Origin of the sequence: Leisingera thetidis (assembly GCF_025857195.1) — a bacterium.
Taxonomy (GTDB): Bacteria; Pseudomonadota; Alphaproteobacteria; order Rhodobacterales; family Rhodobacteraceae; genus Leisingera; species Leisingera thetidis.
Map to the genome: position 1 here is coordinate 3,151,098 of NZ_CP109787.1, position 16,146 is coordinate 3,167,243.

Consider the following 16,146-nt stretch of genomic DNA (forward strand, 5'->3'; position numbering starts at 1 on the left):
TCCTCGCAGATGGAATAATCGGGAAAAGCTGCGGCACACTTGGCGCTGCCGCGGCATTGCGGCAAGCGCGCCGCAATGCCGGGTTATTGGGAAAGCTTCCAGTCCCGGCCAGCGGGACAGAACTTGCGGCGGACCTGTTTGGGCTCCTGGCTGTCCTTGAGAAAGGCCTGGTGCTGCAACAGGAGGCAACCGCCGTCCTTGCCGCTGACCCGCACCTCGCCCCGTGCGCCGCTGTCCGGGTTGGACCATTGGGCCCGTTTGCCGGGTTCCCCCTGCGCCTCGGCCAACAAGGACTGTTCCGCCTGGCGCATGATGTTGGTGTCCTGCGGCGTCAGCCCCGATTCGGCCAGTATACGGCTAAGCGGGCTGGCCGCTGCAGGGGACAGCGTCAGCACCGATGCGGCGGCGGCGGCAACGAGAATTCCTGAAAATCGCATTACGAGTACTCCTGCCTGTAAGGTAAAAGCCTGGCCCCCGCGCTGCGGCAGGCCGCGTTCGGTCCAGTAAGGCGCAACCCGAAGGCATTGTCCATGCGGCGGCAGCCCCGCAGTTCAGGAAAACTTACGGAACAGCCGGGTCATGTCGAACAGTTCATCCAGCCGGTCGTAACGCTCCTTGGTCTTGTCCCAGCTTTCCTCCTGGGTGGCGGCGATCATTGCTTCCAACAGCATCATCGTGGCGATATTGGAATCCCAGGCCGACGGAATTTCGACCCAGCAATTGAAGGTGTGTCCGGCAACCGGGGCTATCGGGCTGGCCCATTGATCGGTGACCAGCACAATCTTCACCCCGCGTTCGGAGGCAAGCTCTGCCAGCCGCTGCAGGTTGGTCTCGTACCGGCGCACGTCGAACATCAGAAGCGTGTCGCCCTCGACCATGTCCAGAACGTAATGCGGCCAGGTGGCCGAGGAAGAAGTCATATGGGTGACCCGCTGCCGGATCGCCTGGAAATGGGTAAAGGCGTAGTCCGCAAGGGCCCGGGTGATGCGGCCGCCGACGACATAGAGCCGGCCTTCGGTGTTGGCGAGCTGGCGGACGGCAGCATCGAACTGGGCTGAATCGATGTTGGAAAACGTCTGCTGCAGGTTGTCGGTCACCGCCTGTGAAAATCTGTTCAGCAGGTGGCCCTCGGGCGCCTCGGAGGCCCAGTTGTCGCGCCGTTTGGTGGGGCCGGAGACTTTGGCCTCCAATTCCTTCAGCAGTGCCTGATGGAATTGCGGGTATCCCTTGAAGCCCAGTTTCTGCACCATCCGCGCCACCGTCGGCGTCGACACTTCGGCATTGCCGGCCACGATGGTGATCGAGGCCAAGCCTGCTGCAGGGTAGTTCTCCAGCAGGAGGTTAGCGAACTTGCGCTCGGCTTGGGTGAGCGAGGAGTAACTCTCTCGGATCAACTCGCGAACGGTGGCTGGCGGTTTCGTCAACGGGGCATTCCTGCTTCTTGAACAAACACTTCCTTACCCGGCTCCGGCCTGAAAAGATAGTTTCAGGAATCTCTGTTCGAAACCGGTCATGAAAAGATATTGACACAAATATCCCTTCATGAAAACATTTTTCCAATTCGCAGGGAGGCGGCAAATGCACGAGGGTGATTCTCACACTCAGGGGGATGCAGTGGAAGTGGTGAACCGAAAGGGCACCGGCCCGGTCCTGCTGCTGTGCGAACATGCCTCCAGCGATATTCCCGCACGCTATGGCGGGTTGGGCCTGAAAGAGGCGGACCGGTTGAGCCATGCCGCCTGGGACCCGGGCGCGCGGGCTGTTGCCTTGCACATGTCCAGGGCGCTGGATGCGCCGCTGGTTGCCAGCCGGGTGTCGCGGCTGGTTTATGACTGCAACCGCCCGCCCGAAGCGGCCAGCGCCATGCCGGAGAAATCCGAACTGGTGGAGGTGCCCGGCAACAAGGAACTGACAGCAGCACAGCGGCAGGAGCGCGTCGACACGGTCTATGCACCGTTCTGCGGCACCGTTTCCAAGGTGATCAATGCCCGCAAGGAAGCCGGGCTGCGAACCGTTCTGGTCACGATGCACAGCTTCACGCCGGTCTATTACGGCCAGCACCGCGCAGTGGAGATCGGCGTCCTGCATGACTCGGACAGCCGTCTGGCGGATGCGATGCTGGCTGCCGCCCCTGCCCTGCCGCACCGGCATGTGGAACGGAACGCGCCGTACGGCCCCGCAGACGGCGTCACCCACTCGCTGAAAATCCACGGCCTGGCACACGGGCTGGCCAATGTGATGATCGAAATCCGCAACGATCTGGTGACCTCACCGGAAGAAGAAGAGGCCATGGCAGAAGAAATGCTGACATTGCTGCGCCCGGCCCTGGCCGCGCTGGCGGCAGAGGGAGGGCCTGATGCCTAGGATTATCCGGGCCTATGTGCGCGGCATCGACGCGATGAACCGCTTCATCGGCCGCTTTGCCATGTACCTGATCTTTGCCCTCATCGGGGTGCTGCTGTGGTCGTCGGTCTCCAAGACCTTCTTCAACCCGTCGCACTGGACGCTGGAAACCGCACAGTTCGTGATGGTGGCCTATTACGTGCTGGGCGGGCCCTATTCGATCCAGATGGGGTCGAATGTGCGGATGGACCTGTTCTACGGCGCCTGGTCGACCAGGACCAAGGCATTGGTCGATGCCTTCACCGTGCTGTTCCTGATCACCTATCTGGTGATCCTGATGTACGGGGCGCTGAGCTCCACCGCCTATTCCCTGGGCTATTTCGGCCTGGAGCCGGTGCAGTTCTTCTGGGACCTGCTGAAGACGCTGGTGACCCAAGGCCCGGCGGCCGCGGGCGAAGAGCTCGGCTATCTGGAGCGCAGCTCCACCGCCTGGCGGCCATTCCTGTGGCCCGTCAAAACCATCCTCTGCTTCGGCGTCTTCCTGATGCTGCTGCAATGCCTTGCCGAACTGTTCCGGGATATCGGACGCCTGCGCGGAGTTGAAATCTGATGTCCTACGAATGGATTGCCATTGTCATGTTTGCCGGCATGATGCTGATGCTGATGACCGGCCAGCGGGTGTTTGGCGCCATCGGCTTTGTCGGTGCGGTTGCCGGCATGCTGCTGTGGGGCACCGGCGGCGTGGAAATCCCGTTTTCGGCGGCGATGAAGCTGATGAAATGGTATCCGCTGCTGACGCTGCCGATGTTCATCTTCATGGGCTATGTGCTGTCGGAGTCGAAAATCGCCGACGACCTCTACCGGATGTTTCACGTGTGGATGGGGCCGGTGAAAGGCGGGCTGGCGATCGGCACCATCGGCCTGATGGTTCTGATCTCGGCGATGAACGGCCTGTCCGTCGCCGGCATGGCAATTGGCGCCACCATCGCGCTGCCGGAGCTTCTGCGGCGCGGCTATGACAAGATTCTGGTGACCGGCACCATTCAGGCGGGCTCCAGCCTTGGCATCCTGGTGCCGCCTTCGGTGGTGCTGGTGCTCTATGCGATGATCGCGCGCCAGCCGGTGGGGCAGTTGTGGCTGGCGGGCGTGATCCCGGGCCTTCTGATGGCCACCATGTTCATCATCTACATCTATGTCCGTGCCCGGATGCAGCCGGATCTCGGCCCTGCCATGCACCCCGAGGATCTGGCGGAGTATGAAGCGGTCACCGATCATCCGCTGCGCCTGAACTATATCATTCTCGCGGCGCTGGTGCTGGTGCCGCTCCTGATCTGGGCCGGCGCGATGGCGACCGAACACGCCTTGGGGCTGGGCCTCGGCCTTGGCGCCCTGTCCTTTGCCCTCCGCAAGAACCCGCTGTTCTACAAGGACGTGTTCATGAAGGAGAAGTACCGCCTGCTGTTCTCCGGCGTGCTGCCGCTGGCGATCTTTGCCGCGATGATGGTGCCCTTCGTGAACGGCTGGACCTCGCTGGTGGAAAGTTCGGCCATCGGTGCAATGACCGCCTTCCTCGCCGCGGTGCTGAAGGGGCGGATGACCAGGGAGGTGTTCGAGATCTCGGTCCGCTCGACCCTTGGCATCTCCTGCATGTTCATGTGGATCATCCTGGCCGCGCTGGCCTTCGGCGCCATCTTCGACGGCCTCGGCGCGGTGAAGGCGATCGAGGATCTGTTCACCGAACGCCTGGGCCTCAGCCCCTGGATGATCCTGATCCTGATGCAGCTGAGCTTCATCATCATGGGCACCTTCCTTGATGACACCGCGATGCTGGTGATCGTGGCGCCGCTGTATGTGCCGCTGGTCGGGGCAATGGGGTTCGACCTGATCTGGTACGGGGTGCTCTATACCATCACCACCCAGATCGCCTACATGACGCCGCCGTTCGGCTACAACCTGTTCCTGATGCGGGCAATGGCGCCGCCGGAGATCGGGCTGAAGGACATCTATGTCTCGATCATCCCCTTTGCCGCGGTAATGGCGCTGGCGCTGGCGCTGATCATGATGTTCCCGCAGATCGCCCTGTGGCTGCCGGAATATGTCTACGGAAAATAGCCAAGGAGAGTCCCGGCAAGGGGCCGGATGTTTCAACAAGGAGAGAGAATAATGACAACAAGACGCAAGTTCCTGCAATCGGCCGGCGCAGGCGCCATCGCAGCGCCGCTGGCCGCCCCGGCGCTGGCCCAATCCACCATCACCTGGCGGATGCAGACCTATGCCGGCGCTGCGCTTGGCGAGCATGTGGTGAAGCCCGCGATCGATATGTTCAACAAGATCGCCGGCGACCGGATGCAGATCGAGCTGTTCTATGCCGACCAGCTGGTGCCGACCGGCGAGCTGTTCCGCGCCATGCAGCGCGGCACCATCGATGCGGTGCAATCGGATGACGACTCGATGGCCTCGCCCACCGATGTGACCGTGTTCGGAGGCTACTTCCCCTTTGCCTCGCGCTACTCGCTGGACGTGCCGGTGCTGTTCAACCAGTACGGCCTGAACGAAATCTGGGACGCGGAATACTCCAAGGTCGGCGTCAAGCACATCTCGGCCGGCGCCTGGGATCCCTGCCATTTCGCCACCAAGGACCCGATCAACTCGCTGGAAGACCTGAAGGGCAAGCGCGTCTTCACCTTCCCGACCGCAGGCCGCTTCCTGAGCCAGTTCGGCGTGGTGCCGGTCACCCTGCCGTGGGAGGACATCGAGGTTGCGGTGCAGACCGGCGAGCTGGACGGCATCGCCTGGTCCGGCATCACCGAGGATTACACCGTCGGCTGGTCCAAGGTCACCGACTATTTCCTGACCAACAACATATCCGGCGCCTGGGCCGGCTCCTTCTTTGCCAACATGGGCCGCTGGGAAGAGCTGCCCGAAGATCTGCAGACCCTGTTCCGCGTCTGCTGCGACCAGTCGCATTACTACCGCCAGTGGTGGTACTGGGGCGGCGAGGCCAACCTGCGGGTCAACGGCACGGACATGAAGCTGACCACCATCCCGGATGATGAATGGGCACAAGTCGAAGACGCCGCCGTCAAGTTCTGGGACGAGATCGCCGCAGAGTCCGAGACCAAGGCGAAGGTTGTAGAGATCTTCAAGAAGTACAACGCCGACATGCAGAAGGCCGGCCGCCCTTACCGCTACGGCTGAGGGGCCGGCCGGGAAACGGTGTTTGGCCCGCATCGCAGCGGGCCAAATTCCTTAACTAAGGAATTTGCCAAAACTTTTGAGGAAAAGTTTTGGCCTCAATACGCAAAGGGCCGCTCATGCTCTCCTTCGATACACTCAAAGACCAGGTCGCGTCGGGCCTTGTCGACACGGTTCTCGTCTGCCTTGTGGACATGCAGGGGCGGCTGATGGGCAAGCGCTTCCACGCCGGGCATTTCATTGCCGGCGCCTGGGAGGAGACCCATTGCTGCAACTACCTGCTGGCCACCGACCTGGCGATGGCGACGCCCGACGGCTATGCCTCGACCAGCTGGGAGCGGGGATACGGCGATTATGTGATGAAGCCGGATCTGGACACCCTGCGCCCGGTGCCGTGGCTGGAGGGCACGGTGATGGTGCTCTGCGACGTGCTGGATCACCACACCCACGCGGAGGTCTCCCACTCCCCGCGCGCCATCCTGAAGAAACAGGTGAACCGCCTCAAGGCGATGGGCTATGAAGCGATGTGCGCCACCGAGCTGGAGTTCTTCCTGTTCGAGAAGAGCTTTGACGAGATCCGCCGCTCGGGATTCCGGGATCTGGCGCCGATCTCCGGCTACAACGAGGATTACAGCATCCTGCAGACCTCGCGCGAAGAGCATGTGATGCGCCCCATCCGCAACCACCTGTGGAATGCCGGGCTGCCGATCGAGAACACCAAGGGCGAGGCGGAGACCGGCCAGGAGGAGCTGAACATCAAATACGCCGCCGCGATGGACACCGCGGAGTACCACACGATTGCCAAGCACGCGGTGAAGGAAATCGCCCACAGCCAGGGCCACGCGGTAACCTTCCTGCCGAAATGGAGCCATGACAAGGTTGGTTCCTCCAGCCATGTGCACCAGTCGCTGTGGCAGGACGGCAAGCCCGCGTTCTTTGACAAGGGCGACGCGCTGGGGATGTCGCCCCTGATGAAGAGCTATATGGCCGGGCTGCTGAAATACGCGCCCGACTACACCTGTTTCATGGCGCCCTATATCAACAGCTACAAGCGGTTCATGAAGGGCACATTCGCCCCCACCCGGATCATCTGGTCGGTGGACAACCGCACCGCGGGTTACCGGCTGTGCGGCGGCGGCACCAAGGCAATCCGCGTCGAATGCCGGATTCCGGGGTCGGACATGAACCCCTATCTGGCGATGGCCGGGATGCTGGCGGCAGGCAGTGCCGGGATCGAGGAAGGACTGGAGCTGCAGCCGCCCGCCCGCGGTGACGTCTACCAGGGCGGCAGCGGCATGATCCCGGGCAGCTTGCGTGACGCGCGGGACGCCTTGCAGCGGTCAGAAATGCTGCGCGCCGCTATGGGAGAGGACGTGGTGGATCATTATGTCCGTGCCGCGGAGGTCGAGATCGAGGATTTCAACCGGGTGGTCACCGATTACGAGATCGCGCGCGGGTTTGAACGGGCGTGATCCGCCTTCCGGCGGATTGGGGCCAGCCCCAAACCCCGGAGTATTTTGGCAAAGAAGAAGAGGGCTTTGCCCTTTGTGAATGGAGTAAATGGCGATGGGCCAGGTATTGAAATGCATCTCACCGGTCGATGGATCGGTTTTTGCGGAGCGCGCGGTGCTGCCGCGGGAGGATGCCTTTGCGGCGGCAGAGCGGGCACGGGCAGCGCAAGCAGCCTGGGCAGCACGGCCGCTGCAGGAGCGCATCGATCTGGTGATGGCCGGCGTGGCCGCCGTCGGTGCGATGAATGATGAAATTGTGCCGGAACTGGCGCAGATGATGGGCCGCCCGGTGCGCTATGGCGGCGAATTCGGCGGCTTCAACGAGCGTGCCAGCCACATGGCGCAGATCGCCAGGGAGGCGCTGGCGGATATCGAAGCGGGCGAGGACGCCACCTTCAAACGCTACATCAAGCGCCTGCCGCATGGCGTGGTGCTGGTGGTGGCGCCCTGGAACTACCCCTACATGACCGCGATCAACACCGTGGCGCCTGCCCTGATTGCCGGCAATGCCGTGATGCTGAAACATGCCACCCAGACCCTGCTGGCCGGGGAGCGCATGGCGCAGGCATTTCATTCGGCAGGCATTCCCGGGGACGTATTCCAGAATGTCTTCCTGGATCACGAGACCACTTCGGAACTGATCGCGAACCGCGCCTTCAACTTTGTGAACTTCACCGGTTCCGTGGGCGGCGGCAAGGCGATGGAGCGGGCGGCTGCCGGCACTTTTACAGGGGTTGGCACCGAACTGGGCGGCAAGGATCCCGGCTATGTGATGGAGGATGCCGATCTGGACGCGGCGGTGGACACGCTGATCGACGGCGCCATGTTCAACTCCGGCCAGTGCTGCTGCGGCATCGAGCGGATCTATGTGCACGAAAGCCTTTATGATGCCTTCTTGGAAAAGGCGATTGCCATCGTGAAGGGGTACAAGCTGGGCAACCCGCTGGACCAGGAGACCACCATCGGCCCGATGGCCAACGTGCGGTTTGCCGATGAAGTGCGCAGCCAGATCGCCGACGCCGTTGCCGCGGGCGCCGTGGCCCATATCGAGACCATGCCCGAAGACGACGGCGGCGCCTATCTGACGCCGCAGATCCTGACCAATGTCACCCACGATATGCGGGTGATGCGCGAGGAAAGCTTTGGCCCGGTTGCGGGCATCATGAAGGTCTCCTCGGATGAGGAAGCGATCCGGCTGATGAACGACAGCGACTTTGGCCTCACTGCTTCGCTCTGGACCCGTGATGTGGAGCGGGCGCAAGCCGTCGGCGACCGGATCGAAACCGGCACCGTCTTCATGAACCGCGCCGATTACCTGGATCCGGGCCTGTGCTGGACCGGCTGCAAGGACACCGGCCGCGGCGGCGGGCTGTCCGTCATCGGCTATCACAACCTGACCCGTCCGAAGTCGTTCCACCTGAAGAAGGTCACCGGCTGAGGACACCCCGCCCGCCCCGTTTCTCCTCCCGGGGCGGGCCGCTTGCATCAAAGGAAAAACATCATGAGCCTCGTTGGAAACTGGTCCTATCCGACCGCAATCAAGTTCGGCGCCGGCCGGATCAAGGAACTGGGCGATGCCTGCGCCGCCGCCGGCATCAAAAGGCCGCTGCTGGTCACCGACAAGGGGCTGGCGGACCTGCCGGTCACCCAAGGCACGCTCGGCATCATGGAAGCTGCCGGTCTGGGCCGCGGGATGTTCTCGGACGTGGATCCGAACCCGAACGAGAAAAACCTGGATGCCGGTGTTGCCGCCTACAAGGCCGGCGGCCATGACGGCGTGATCGCATTCGGCGGCGGTTCCGGCCTGGATCTGGGCAAGATGGTCGCCTTCATGGCGGGCCAGACCCGCCCGGTTTGGGATTTCGAGGATATCGGTGACTGGTGGACCCGCGCCGATGCAGATGCCATCGCGCCGATCATTGCGGTGCCGACCACCGCGGGCACCGGCTCCGAAGTGGGGCGCGCCAGCGTAATCACCGACAGCGTCAGCCACGCCAAGAAGATCATCTTCCACCCGAAGGTGCTGCCGGCGGTGGTGATCTGCGATCCCGAACTGACCGTGGGCATGCCCAAATTCATCACCGCAGGCACCGGTCTGGACGCCTTTGCCCATTGCGTCGAGGCGTTCAGCAGCCCCCATTACCACCCGATGTCCCAGGGAATCGCGCTGGAGGGGATGCGGCTGGTCAAGGACTACCTGCCGCGCGCCTATGCCGACGGCACCGACATCGAGGCCCGTGCCCAGATGATGTCAGCCGCAGCCATGGGCGCCACCGCCTTCATGAAGGGGCTGGGCGCGATCCACGCGATGAGCCACCCGATCGGCGCGCATTTCAACACCCACCACGGCACCACCAACGCGGTCTGCATGCCCAGCGTGCTGGAACTCAACGCGCCCGCCATCGCGGACCGGTTCAACCAGGCGGCGGCTTATCTGGGAATCGACGGCGGCTTCGACGGCTTCCGTGCCTTCGTGCAGGAATTCAACGACTCGCTTGGCATCCCGCGCAGGCTGGCGGACCTGGGCGTTGCCGAAGCATCCATCCCCGAGCTGGTCAAAGGGGCCGTCAAGGATCCCAGCTGCGGCGGCAACCCCATCGAGCTGACCGAAAAAAACCTCACTCAGCTGTTTGAAGCCGCGATCTGACACAAGGGTCCGTTTGAACTCCGGCGCTCTCCGCCCAGCGGGGAGCGCATTGTCAATGCCGCGTGCCTTCATCAGCCGCTGACGTAGACCTTGTCCTTGGGGTGGTAGAAAACTTTCTGATTGTGCAGCCGGCCAAGCAGCTCATGAATACGGCGCAAGGTAATCTCGTCGCCGCTGCCCGCGGGGGGTTTCGCTTCGGACAGCATTTCCCTTGTGCGGTGCAATGCTGTCTCTATCAGCTCCATGTCCTCAACGGACAGCGCAAACATCTCGTTGTATTTGGGCATCAGCAATCCTCCACCGGGTTGGCCTGAGCTGAACGGGATCCATGCCAGCATGGTTGCACCGGAGCGCACCGCAAAGCTACAAAAATCCGCTTGGCGAACTGCGCCGCCAATTCCCCGGCCGCGGCAGCTGTCCCGGCTGGCAGGCTAGAGCGTCTCTCCCAGGCTGATAGCCGGGCACAGGCGGTCGAAGACCAGCCCCTCTGCTCCGCCCTCTGCGCGGGACTGCAGGATGATCTGTGCCGCGCGTTCACCGATTTCCCGGCGGGACGCATCGGTGGTGGCCAGCATTAACGGCAGGCCCTGCAGAATCTGCAGTTTGTTGAACCCCGCCAGGGCAATATCACCGGGCACCGATAGGCCTGCGGCCAGGCAATGCATCAGGCCGCCGACGCTCATCACGTCGCTGGAATAGTATATGCAATCCAGGTCCGGGCGCCGCGCCAGCATCTGTGCCGTAAGCTCGCGGCCGGTCAGGATCGAACTTTCGCCCGAGTAATGCTCCAGGTCAGCAAGCGCCGCACCCTCTGCCGCCAGCCCGTCGGTGAAACCGTCAAAGCGTTTGCGGGCACGGAAGTCCTGCGGCATCTTGGTGCCGATGAAGCCGATCCTGCGGTAGCCGCGCGCCAGGATCTGTTCCGCCATGTCGCGCCCCGCCTGCAGGTGCGAGATGCCGACGCAATGGCGCACCGGGTCGCCGTCCGTATCCATCACCTCGACCACCGGGCAGTCGGCCTGCTGCAGCATCCGCCGTGTGGCTTCGGTATGTTCCAGCCCGGCCACGATCAGCCCCGAAGGCCGCCAGCTGAGCATTTCGCGGATGACGCTTTCCTCCTCCTCCAGATCATAGCCGGAGATTCCCACCACCGGCTTCAGCTCGCTGTCCTTGAGCACCGCAGAAATACCCGAGAGCACCTCGGGGAAAACAAAGCTGTTGAGCGAGGGCACCACCACTGCCACCAGGTTGACCGATTGCGACGACAGCGACCCGGCAATCCGATTCGGCACATAGCCCTGGGCGCGGGCGACTTCCTCGACCCTCGCCTTGGTTTTGGCGGAGACATCCGGGGCGCCGCGCAAGGCGCGGGAAGCGGTCATCTCGCTGACCCCGGCCAGCCGGGCCACGTCTTTCAGCAGCAGTTTCTTGGTCATGCCGCCATGCTCCTGCACTTTGCGGGCAGCCGCAAGGGCCGCTCTTTCGGCGGAGGGGTTGATTTTCAATTTCGTTATCGCTATCGGTATCGCAACCGTTATCGATACCGGATTCGCATCCGGTGCAACAGCCGGAGGTCAGGGATGACATTGAAGATCGCAATCAACGGATTCGGGCGGATTGGCCGCGGGGTGCTGCGGGCGCTTCTGGAAAGCCGCGCCGAGGATATCGAGGTGGTGGCCATCAATGACCTGTCCGCGCCGGAAACTCTGGTGCATCTGCTGAAATACGACAGCGTGCATGGGCGGCTGAAGACACCGGTGTTCCTGGCGGATGACCTGATCCGGGTGGGCCATCACAGCATCCGGCTGAGCGCCGTCCGCAACCCGGAGGAGCTGCCGTGGCAGGATGTGGACATCGCCTATGAATGCACCGGGCTGTTCACCTCCCGCGATGACGCGGCGCGGCATTTGAGGAACGGTTCCAAGCGGGTTCTGATCTCTGCCCCCGGCAAGGATGCCGACCGGACCGTGGTCTTCGGCGTCAACCACATGGATCTGACGGCAGAGGATGTGGTTGTCTCCAACGCGTCCTGCACCACCAACTGCCTGGCACCGCTGGCCAAGGTGCTGGATGAGGCCTTCGGGATCAGGACAGGCTATATGACCACGATCCACGCCTATACCGGCGACCAGCCGACCCACGACACCAGCCACAAGGATCTGTACCGTGCCCGCGCCGCGGCGCTGTCGATGATCCCCACCTCCACCGGCGCGGCGCGGGCAATCTCCGAGGTGCTGCCGCATCTGAAGGGGCGGCTGGAAGGCTCGGCGATCCGCGTGCCCACCGCCAACGTCTCCGTTGTGGACCTGAGCTTTGTGCCGGAACGCCCCGCCACCGCCGAAGCGGTGAATGCCGCGGTGAAGGCGGCAGCCGGGAACGGGCTGGAGGGCATCCTGTCGTATGAGGAGGATCCGCTGGTCTCGGTCGATTTCAACCATGACCCGCATTCCAGCTGTTTTGCGGCCGCGCAGACCGCCGTCACCTCCGAAGGGCTGGTGCGGGTGGTTAGCTGGTATGACAACGAATGGGGCTTTTCCAACCGCATGGTGGACACCGGCCGCAGCATCGGCGAGGTGATGAAATCCGCCGAGATTGCCCTGGCCAGCTGACCGGGCTCTCCCGCCCGTCGTCCGGCACCTGCAGGTGCCTCCTCCCGTTGGGCCCGGCGCCGCGCTGACGCGCGGCGCTGCGGCGTTCCGGTGCTGGCCGCCCGTTCTCTGCGGCGGACAAGCCCAGCCTGGGAAAATGCTGAATCCAGGATGCGCCGAAACAAACTCCGCCCCGGGAACCGCTGGCATGCCGCGCTGAATTGCGCCACAACGGGCGCAAGACTTGACCAGCTACAGGAGACCGGCGTGACCGTCACCCGTGAAACCGTCCTCGAGGCGCTCAGAACCATCGCCGATCCCGTCAGCGGCAGCGATATCGTCAGCGCGGGCATCGCCCGGGCGGTGACCGTCGAGGGCAGCACAATCCGCTTTGTGCTGGAGATCGATCCCGGCAAGTCCGGGGCCTATGGCCCGGTGCGCGACAGGGCCGATGCTGTTGTGGCCGCGCTGCCGGGCGTGGAGAAGGTCTCGGCCATGCTGACGGCCCATTCCGAGAAGGCGCCGCCGGATTTGAGGCCGCAGAAAGCAGCGCAGCCCCAACAGCAGCAGCAGCAGGCGCCGCAGAAGGTTCCGGGCGTTGCGCGGATCCTGGCCGTGGCCTCGGGCAAGGGCGGCGTCGGGAAGTCCACCGTCTCGGCCAATATCGCCTGCGCGCTGGCGATGCAGGGGCGCCGGGTGGGGCTGCTGGATGCCGACGTCTATGGTCCTTCGCAGCCCAAGATGCTGGGGGTGTCCGGCCGGCCGGCCAGCCCCGACGGCAAGACCATCCTGCCCTTGCGCAACCACGGTGTCACCATGATGTCGATGGGGCTGATGACCGGCGAGGATCAGGCGGTGATCTGGCGCGGCCCGATGCTGATGGGGGCGCTGCAGCAGATGCTTCTGCAGGTGCAATGGGGCGAGCTGGATGTGCTGATTGTCGACCTGCCGCCGGGCACCGGCGACGTGCAGATGACGCTGGCGCAGAAGACCCATGTGGACGGCGCCATCGTGGTTTCCACCCCGCAGGACGTGGCGCTGATCGACGCCCGCAAGGGCATCGACATGTTCCGCAAGATGAACGTGCCGGTGCTGGGCATGATCGAGAACATGTCGACCCACATCTGCTCCAATTGCGGCCACGAGGAGCATGTGTTCGGCCATGGTGGCGTGGCACAGGAAGCGCAGAAACTGAACGTGCCGCTGCTGGGCGAGGTGCCCCTGCATCTGGATGTGCGGCTGGCAGGCGACAGCGGCACGCCGATCGTGGCCGCACAGCCGGAAAGCGCCCAGGCCAAGGTGTTCCTCGACATCGCAACCCAGCTGGTGGACGCAGGCGCCGCCTGACATCCTGACTTCTGCCAGCCCCGGGGTCAAGCGCCGCGCAGCGGCGGTGAACAGCTCCGCTCCCCCTTCTTGAGGCGGGGCTGGCAGTCCACAGACGGGAAGACGCGCTTCAGGGCAGACCCTCCCCTGAAGCGCTTCCCCGGCGGTCCTCTGTGCGCCGCACAGCGGCGCCACGCCCGACTGTGACGTGCATTCCTTGATTGCACCGGAACAGGCGGGCGCCCCCGCCTGCCGGATCAGGCGTATTCCGCCAGGAATTCTTCCGCCCGCAGGTCCCGCGGCTCAGGGCAGCAGCAGGGGCGACCCCTTGTCCGTCTTGCGCCTGGCCGCCCCGGTATCGCCCTGGATCAGCCGCCGCCGCAGCCAGCCCGAGAACCAGTCCATCAGCATCACCATCAGGATGATCAGAGTGATGTAATAAGCCACCTCCTCCCAGTCCTTCTGGGTGATGATCGCCTGGGTCAGCAGCAGGCCGATGCCGCCGCCAGTGATCGCGCCGATGATGGTGGCGGAGCGGGTATTGGATTCGAGGAAGTACAGAAGCTGGCTCAGCAGCACCGGGGTGATCTGCGGGATCACCCCGAAGCGGTAGCGCTGCACTGGCCCCGCACCGGTAGAGGCAATGCCCTCGATCTGCTTCCGGTCGACATTCTCCAGCGCTTCCGAGAAGATTTTGCCGAAAGTGCCGGTATCCGTCACCAGGATCGCCAATGCACCGGTCAGCGGGCCGGGCCCGAAGGCGCGGGCCAGAACCACCGTCCAGATCAGCGAGTCCACGCCGCGGAAGAAGTCGAACATGCGGCGCATGGCAAAGCGCAGGACCCCGAAGGGCATGAAATTGCGGGTCGCGGCAAAGGCCAGCGGCAGCGCGATCAGACCGGCGCCGATGGTGCCGAGGAAGGCCATCAGCAGGGTCTCCGCAATCGCCCAGGCGACATCCCGGTGGCGCCACATCTTGTTGGTCCAGAACGCGTTGAGAATTGCGGCTGCTTCGCCCGAGGCTGCACGCTGCAACAGCTCCCCTGCCCCCATGCCGTAATAGGGGCTGTCCAGCGTAAAGAAGAACAGTTCCCAGCCGGTGAAATAGCGGAACACTTCGGCCCGGTTGCGGGTCACGGTCAGGCGGCCGGCTTCGGTGGTGACCGCCAGCCGGTTCTTGGAGACATTGATCCACTCCGGCACGCCGCCGGGCGGCAGTTCGGCCTGAACGCCGGCGCTGCGGCTGGGGGTGGCGCGCACGGTGCCATACCCGGGGATCGCGTAGGCGATGCTGTCCGGTCCGAAGGTGACGGTATGACCGTCCTCCAGATCAATCACCGTGGTTGTGCCCAGGGCGACCCAATCCGGCGCGGTCCCGTCGGGATAGGCGCCCTTGCGCTCGCCCTCGATCGCAACCGAAACCGCGCCGCTGCGGTTGTCGCGGGTGACATGGGTCTTGTAGCTGTAGCTGTCGCTGATCAGGGTCCTGGCGTTTTCCAGACTGGCCTTCTGCCACAGCCCGGGCACGTCGAAGGCAAAGAAGACATAAGCCAGGTAGGCCAGCACCGCAGCGGGATGGGCAAAGTTCATCAGGCGCTTCTTCAGGAACAGCCGCGATATGCCCTGCTTCAGCTCGGCGGAGGAGAGATTGGTGTCGAACGTGGTCATGCCTTCGCTCCATGGGTCAGACGGTCACGCATGATGCCGGACAGCTGGTCGACGGCAACAATGGTGACAAAGAGGAGGAGGAAAATCGCTGCGGCCTCGTCGTAACGCCCCTGCCCCCAGGACATGGCGTTCTTCAGCTCGTAGCCGATGCCGCCGGCCCCGACAAAGCCGAGGATGGCAGAGGCTCGGATGTTGATCTCGAACCGCAGCAGCGCATAGCTCACATAGTTGGGGCCGACCTGCGGAAGCACCCCCAGCAGCATGCGCTGCGCCCAGCCGGCGCCGACAGAGCTGAGCCCTTCGACAGGCTTCAGCGAAGCGTTTTCATTGACCTCGGAAAACAGCTTGCCCAGCGCGCCCGCCGTGTGGATGGCGATGGCGATCATCGCAGGCACCGGCCCGCCGCCAAGGACAAAGATCAGCACCAGCGCGATGACGATTTCCGGCACCGCGCGGCAGATGTCGCTGATCCGGCGGAACAGCGGGATCAGCGGAGCCCAGGGCGCCATGCCCCGGGTCGCCAGCAGCGACAGCAAGGTTCCGAAAACAGCCCCCGCCAGGGTCGAGGCCGCGGCAATGTTCAGGGTTTCCACCAGTGCTGGGAAAAAGGTCGCCAGATGCCCGGGCAGCTGCGCGGCTTTTTCCGCCGCCTCAGCCAGCACCTCGGCGGGATAATCGAAGATGCGGGTGTACCCGTCCGCAAAGGAACCGGCATTGCGGTCATCGGCGGTGCGGAACCCTGCCGCCATCAGCGCCACGAAAACTGCCAGAAGAATGCCGCCGTAAAGCCGCTTGCGCCGGGTGTGCGCGGTGTAGTGGTCCCGGATCTCGTCCACCGCCGGCCGGGCTGCCGTCAGATCTGCCATGT

General features: G+C 63.8%; 15 protein-coding genes. 9 read left to right on the forward strand and 6 right to left on the reverse strand.

Features of this window, described 5'->3' with window-relative positions:
• Positions 1–83: 83 nt before the first annotated feature.
• On the reverse strand, positions 84–437 hold the full coding sequence (locus OKQ63_RS15140; RefSeq protein WP_264210877.1) for a hypothetical protein: 354 nt from the start codon (positions 435–437) through the stop codon (positions 84–86).
• 114 nt (positions 438–551) lie between these two features.
• Positions 552–1,424 (reverse strand): MurR/RpiR family transcriptional regulator, encoded by an 873-nt coding sequence (locus OKQ63_RS15145; RefSeq protein ID WP_264210878.1) that lies wholly within the window; start codon positions 1,422–1,424, stop codon positions 552–554.
• A 154-nt stretch (positions 1,425–1,578) separates the two neighbouring features.
• Between OKQ63_RS15145 and OKQ63_RS15150 the strand changes: the two genes are divergently transcribed.
• From OKQ63_RS15150 to OKQ63_RS15180, 7 genes are all read left to right on the forward strand, one after another.
• Complete coding sequence (locus OKQ63_RS15150) at positions 1,579–2,364, forward strand: N-formylglutamate amidohydrolase (RefSeq protein WP_264210879.1); 786 nt, start codon at positions 1,579–1,581, stop codon at positions 2,362–2,364.
• The gene (locus OKQ63_RS15155) at positions 2,357–2,953 is read left to right on the forward strand and encodes a TRAP transporter small permease subunit (protein WP_264210880.1); all 597 of its coding nucleotides are present in this window, start codon (positions 2,357–2,359) and stop codon (positions 2,951–2,953) included. The genes OKQ63_RS15150 and OKQ63_RS15155 overlap by 8 nt, the downstream gene beginning before the upstream one ends.
• Complete coding sequence (locus OKQ63_RS15160; RefSeq protein ID WP_264210881.1) at positions 2,953–4,455, forward strand: TRAP transporter large permease; 1,503 nt, start codon at positions 2,953–2,955, stop codon at positions 4,453–4,455. Before OKQ63_RS15155 ends, OKQ63_RS15160 begins: the two co-directional genes overlap by 1 nt.
• Before the next feature lie 51 nt (positions 4,456–4,506).
• On the forward strand, positions 4,507–5,541 hold the full coding sequence (locus OKQ63_RS15165) for a TRAP transporter substrate-binding protein (RefSeq protein WP_264210882.1): 1,035 nt from the start codon (positions 4,507–4,509) through the stop codon (positions 5,539–5,541).
• 116 nt (positions 5,542–5,657) lie between these two features.
• Entirely contained in the window at positions 5,658–7,010 is a 1,353-nt protein-coding gene (locus OKQ63_RS15170; RefSeq protein WP_264210883.1) for a glutamine synthetase family protein, read from the forward strand.
• A 94-nt stretch (positions 7,011–7,104) separates the two neighbouring features.
• Positions 7,105–8,487, forward strand: a complete 1,383-nt coding sequence (locus tag OKQ63_RS15175) for an aldehyde dehydrogenase family protein (protein ID WP_264213934.1) — start codon at positions 7,105–7,107, stop codon at positions 8,485–8,487.
• A 63-nt stretch (positions 8,488–8,550) separates the two neighbouring features.
• Positions 8,551–9,696, forward strand: a complete 1,146-nt coding sequence (locus OKQ63_RS15180; RefSeq protein ID WP_264210884.1) for an iron-containing alcohol dehydrogenase — start codon at positions 8,551–8,553, stop codon at positions 9,694–9,696.
• Between the two features lie 71 nt (positions 9,697–9,767).
• On the opposite strand, the gene OKQ63_RS15185 is transcribed toward OKQ63_RS15180, so the two are convergent.
• Both OKQ63_RS15185 and OKQ63_RS15190 read right to left on the reverse strand, forming a co-directional pair.
• On the reverse strand, positions 9,768–9,983 hold the full coding sequence (locus tag OKQ63_RS15185) for a hypothetical protein (RefSeq protein WP_264210885.1): 216 nt from the start codon (positions 9,981–9,983) through the stop codon (positions 9,768–9,770).
• A gap of 144 nt (positions 9,984–10,127) precedes the next feature.
• Positions 10,128–11,132: a LacI family DNA-binding transcriptional regulator gene (locus tag OKQ63_RS15190; protein ID WP_264210886.1), complete on the reverse strand. Its 1,005-nt coding sequence runs from the start codon at positions 11,130–11,132 to the stop codon at positions 10,128–10,130.
• 144 nt (positions 11,133–11,276) lie between these two features.
• Here OKQ63_RS15190 and gap point away from each other — a divergent pair, with 144 nt between their 5' ends.
• Entirely contained in the window at positions 11,277–12,305 is a 1,029-nt protein-coding gene (gene gap / locus OKQ63_RS15195) for a type I glyceraldehyde-3-phosphate dehydrogenase (RefSeq protein WP_264210887.1), read from the forward strand.
• Between the two features lie 246 nt (positions 12,306–12,551).
• Positions 12,552–13,631 (forward strand): Mrp/NBP35 family ATP-binding protein, encoded by a 1,080-nt coding sequence (locus OKQ63_RS15200; protein ID WP_264210888.1) that lies wholly within the window; start codon positions 12,552–12,554, stop codon positions 13,629–13,631.
• A 282-nt stretch (positions 13,632–13,913) separates the two neighbouring features.
• Here OKQ63_RS15200 and phnE (OKQ63_RS15205) read toward each other — a convergent pair whose 3' ends face one another.
• Entirely contained in the window at positions 13,914–15,278 is a 1,365-nt protein-coding gene (gene phnE, locus OKQ63_RS15205; protein WP_264210889.1) for a phosphonate ABC transporter, permease protein PhnE, read from the reverse strand.
• Positions 15,275–16,144 carry a phosphonate ABC transporter, permease protein PhnE gene (gene phnE / locus OKQ63_RS15210; RefSeq protein WP_264210890.1) on the reverse strand — a complete coding sequence of 290 codons (870 nt, stop codon included), beginning with the start codon at positions 16,142–16,144 and terminating at the stop codon, positions 15,275–15,277. Before phnE (OKQ63_RS15210) ends, phnE (OKQ63_RS15205) begins: the two co-directional genes overlap by 4 nt.
• Between the last annotated feature and the right edge of the window lie 2 nt (positions 16,145–16,146).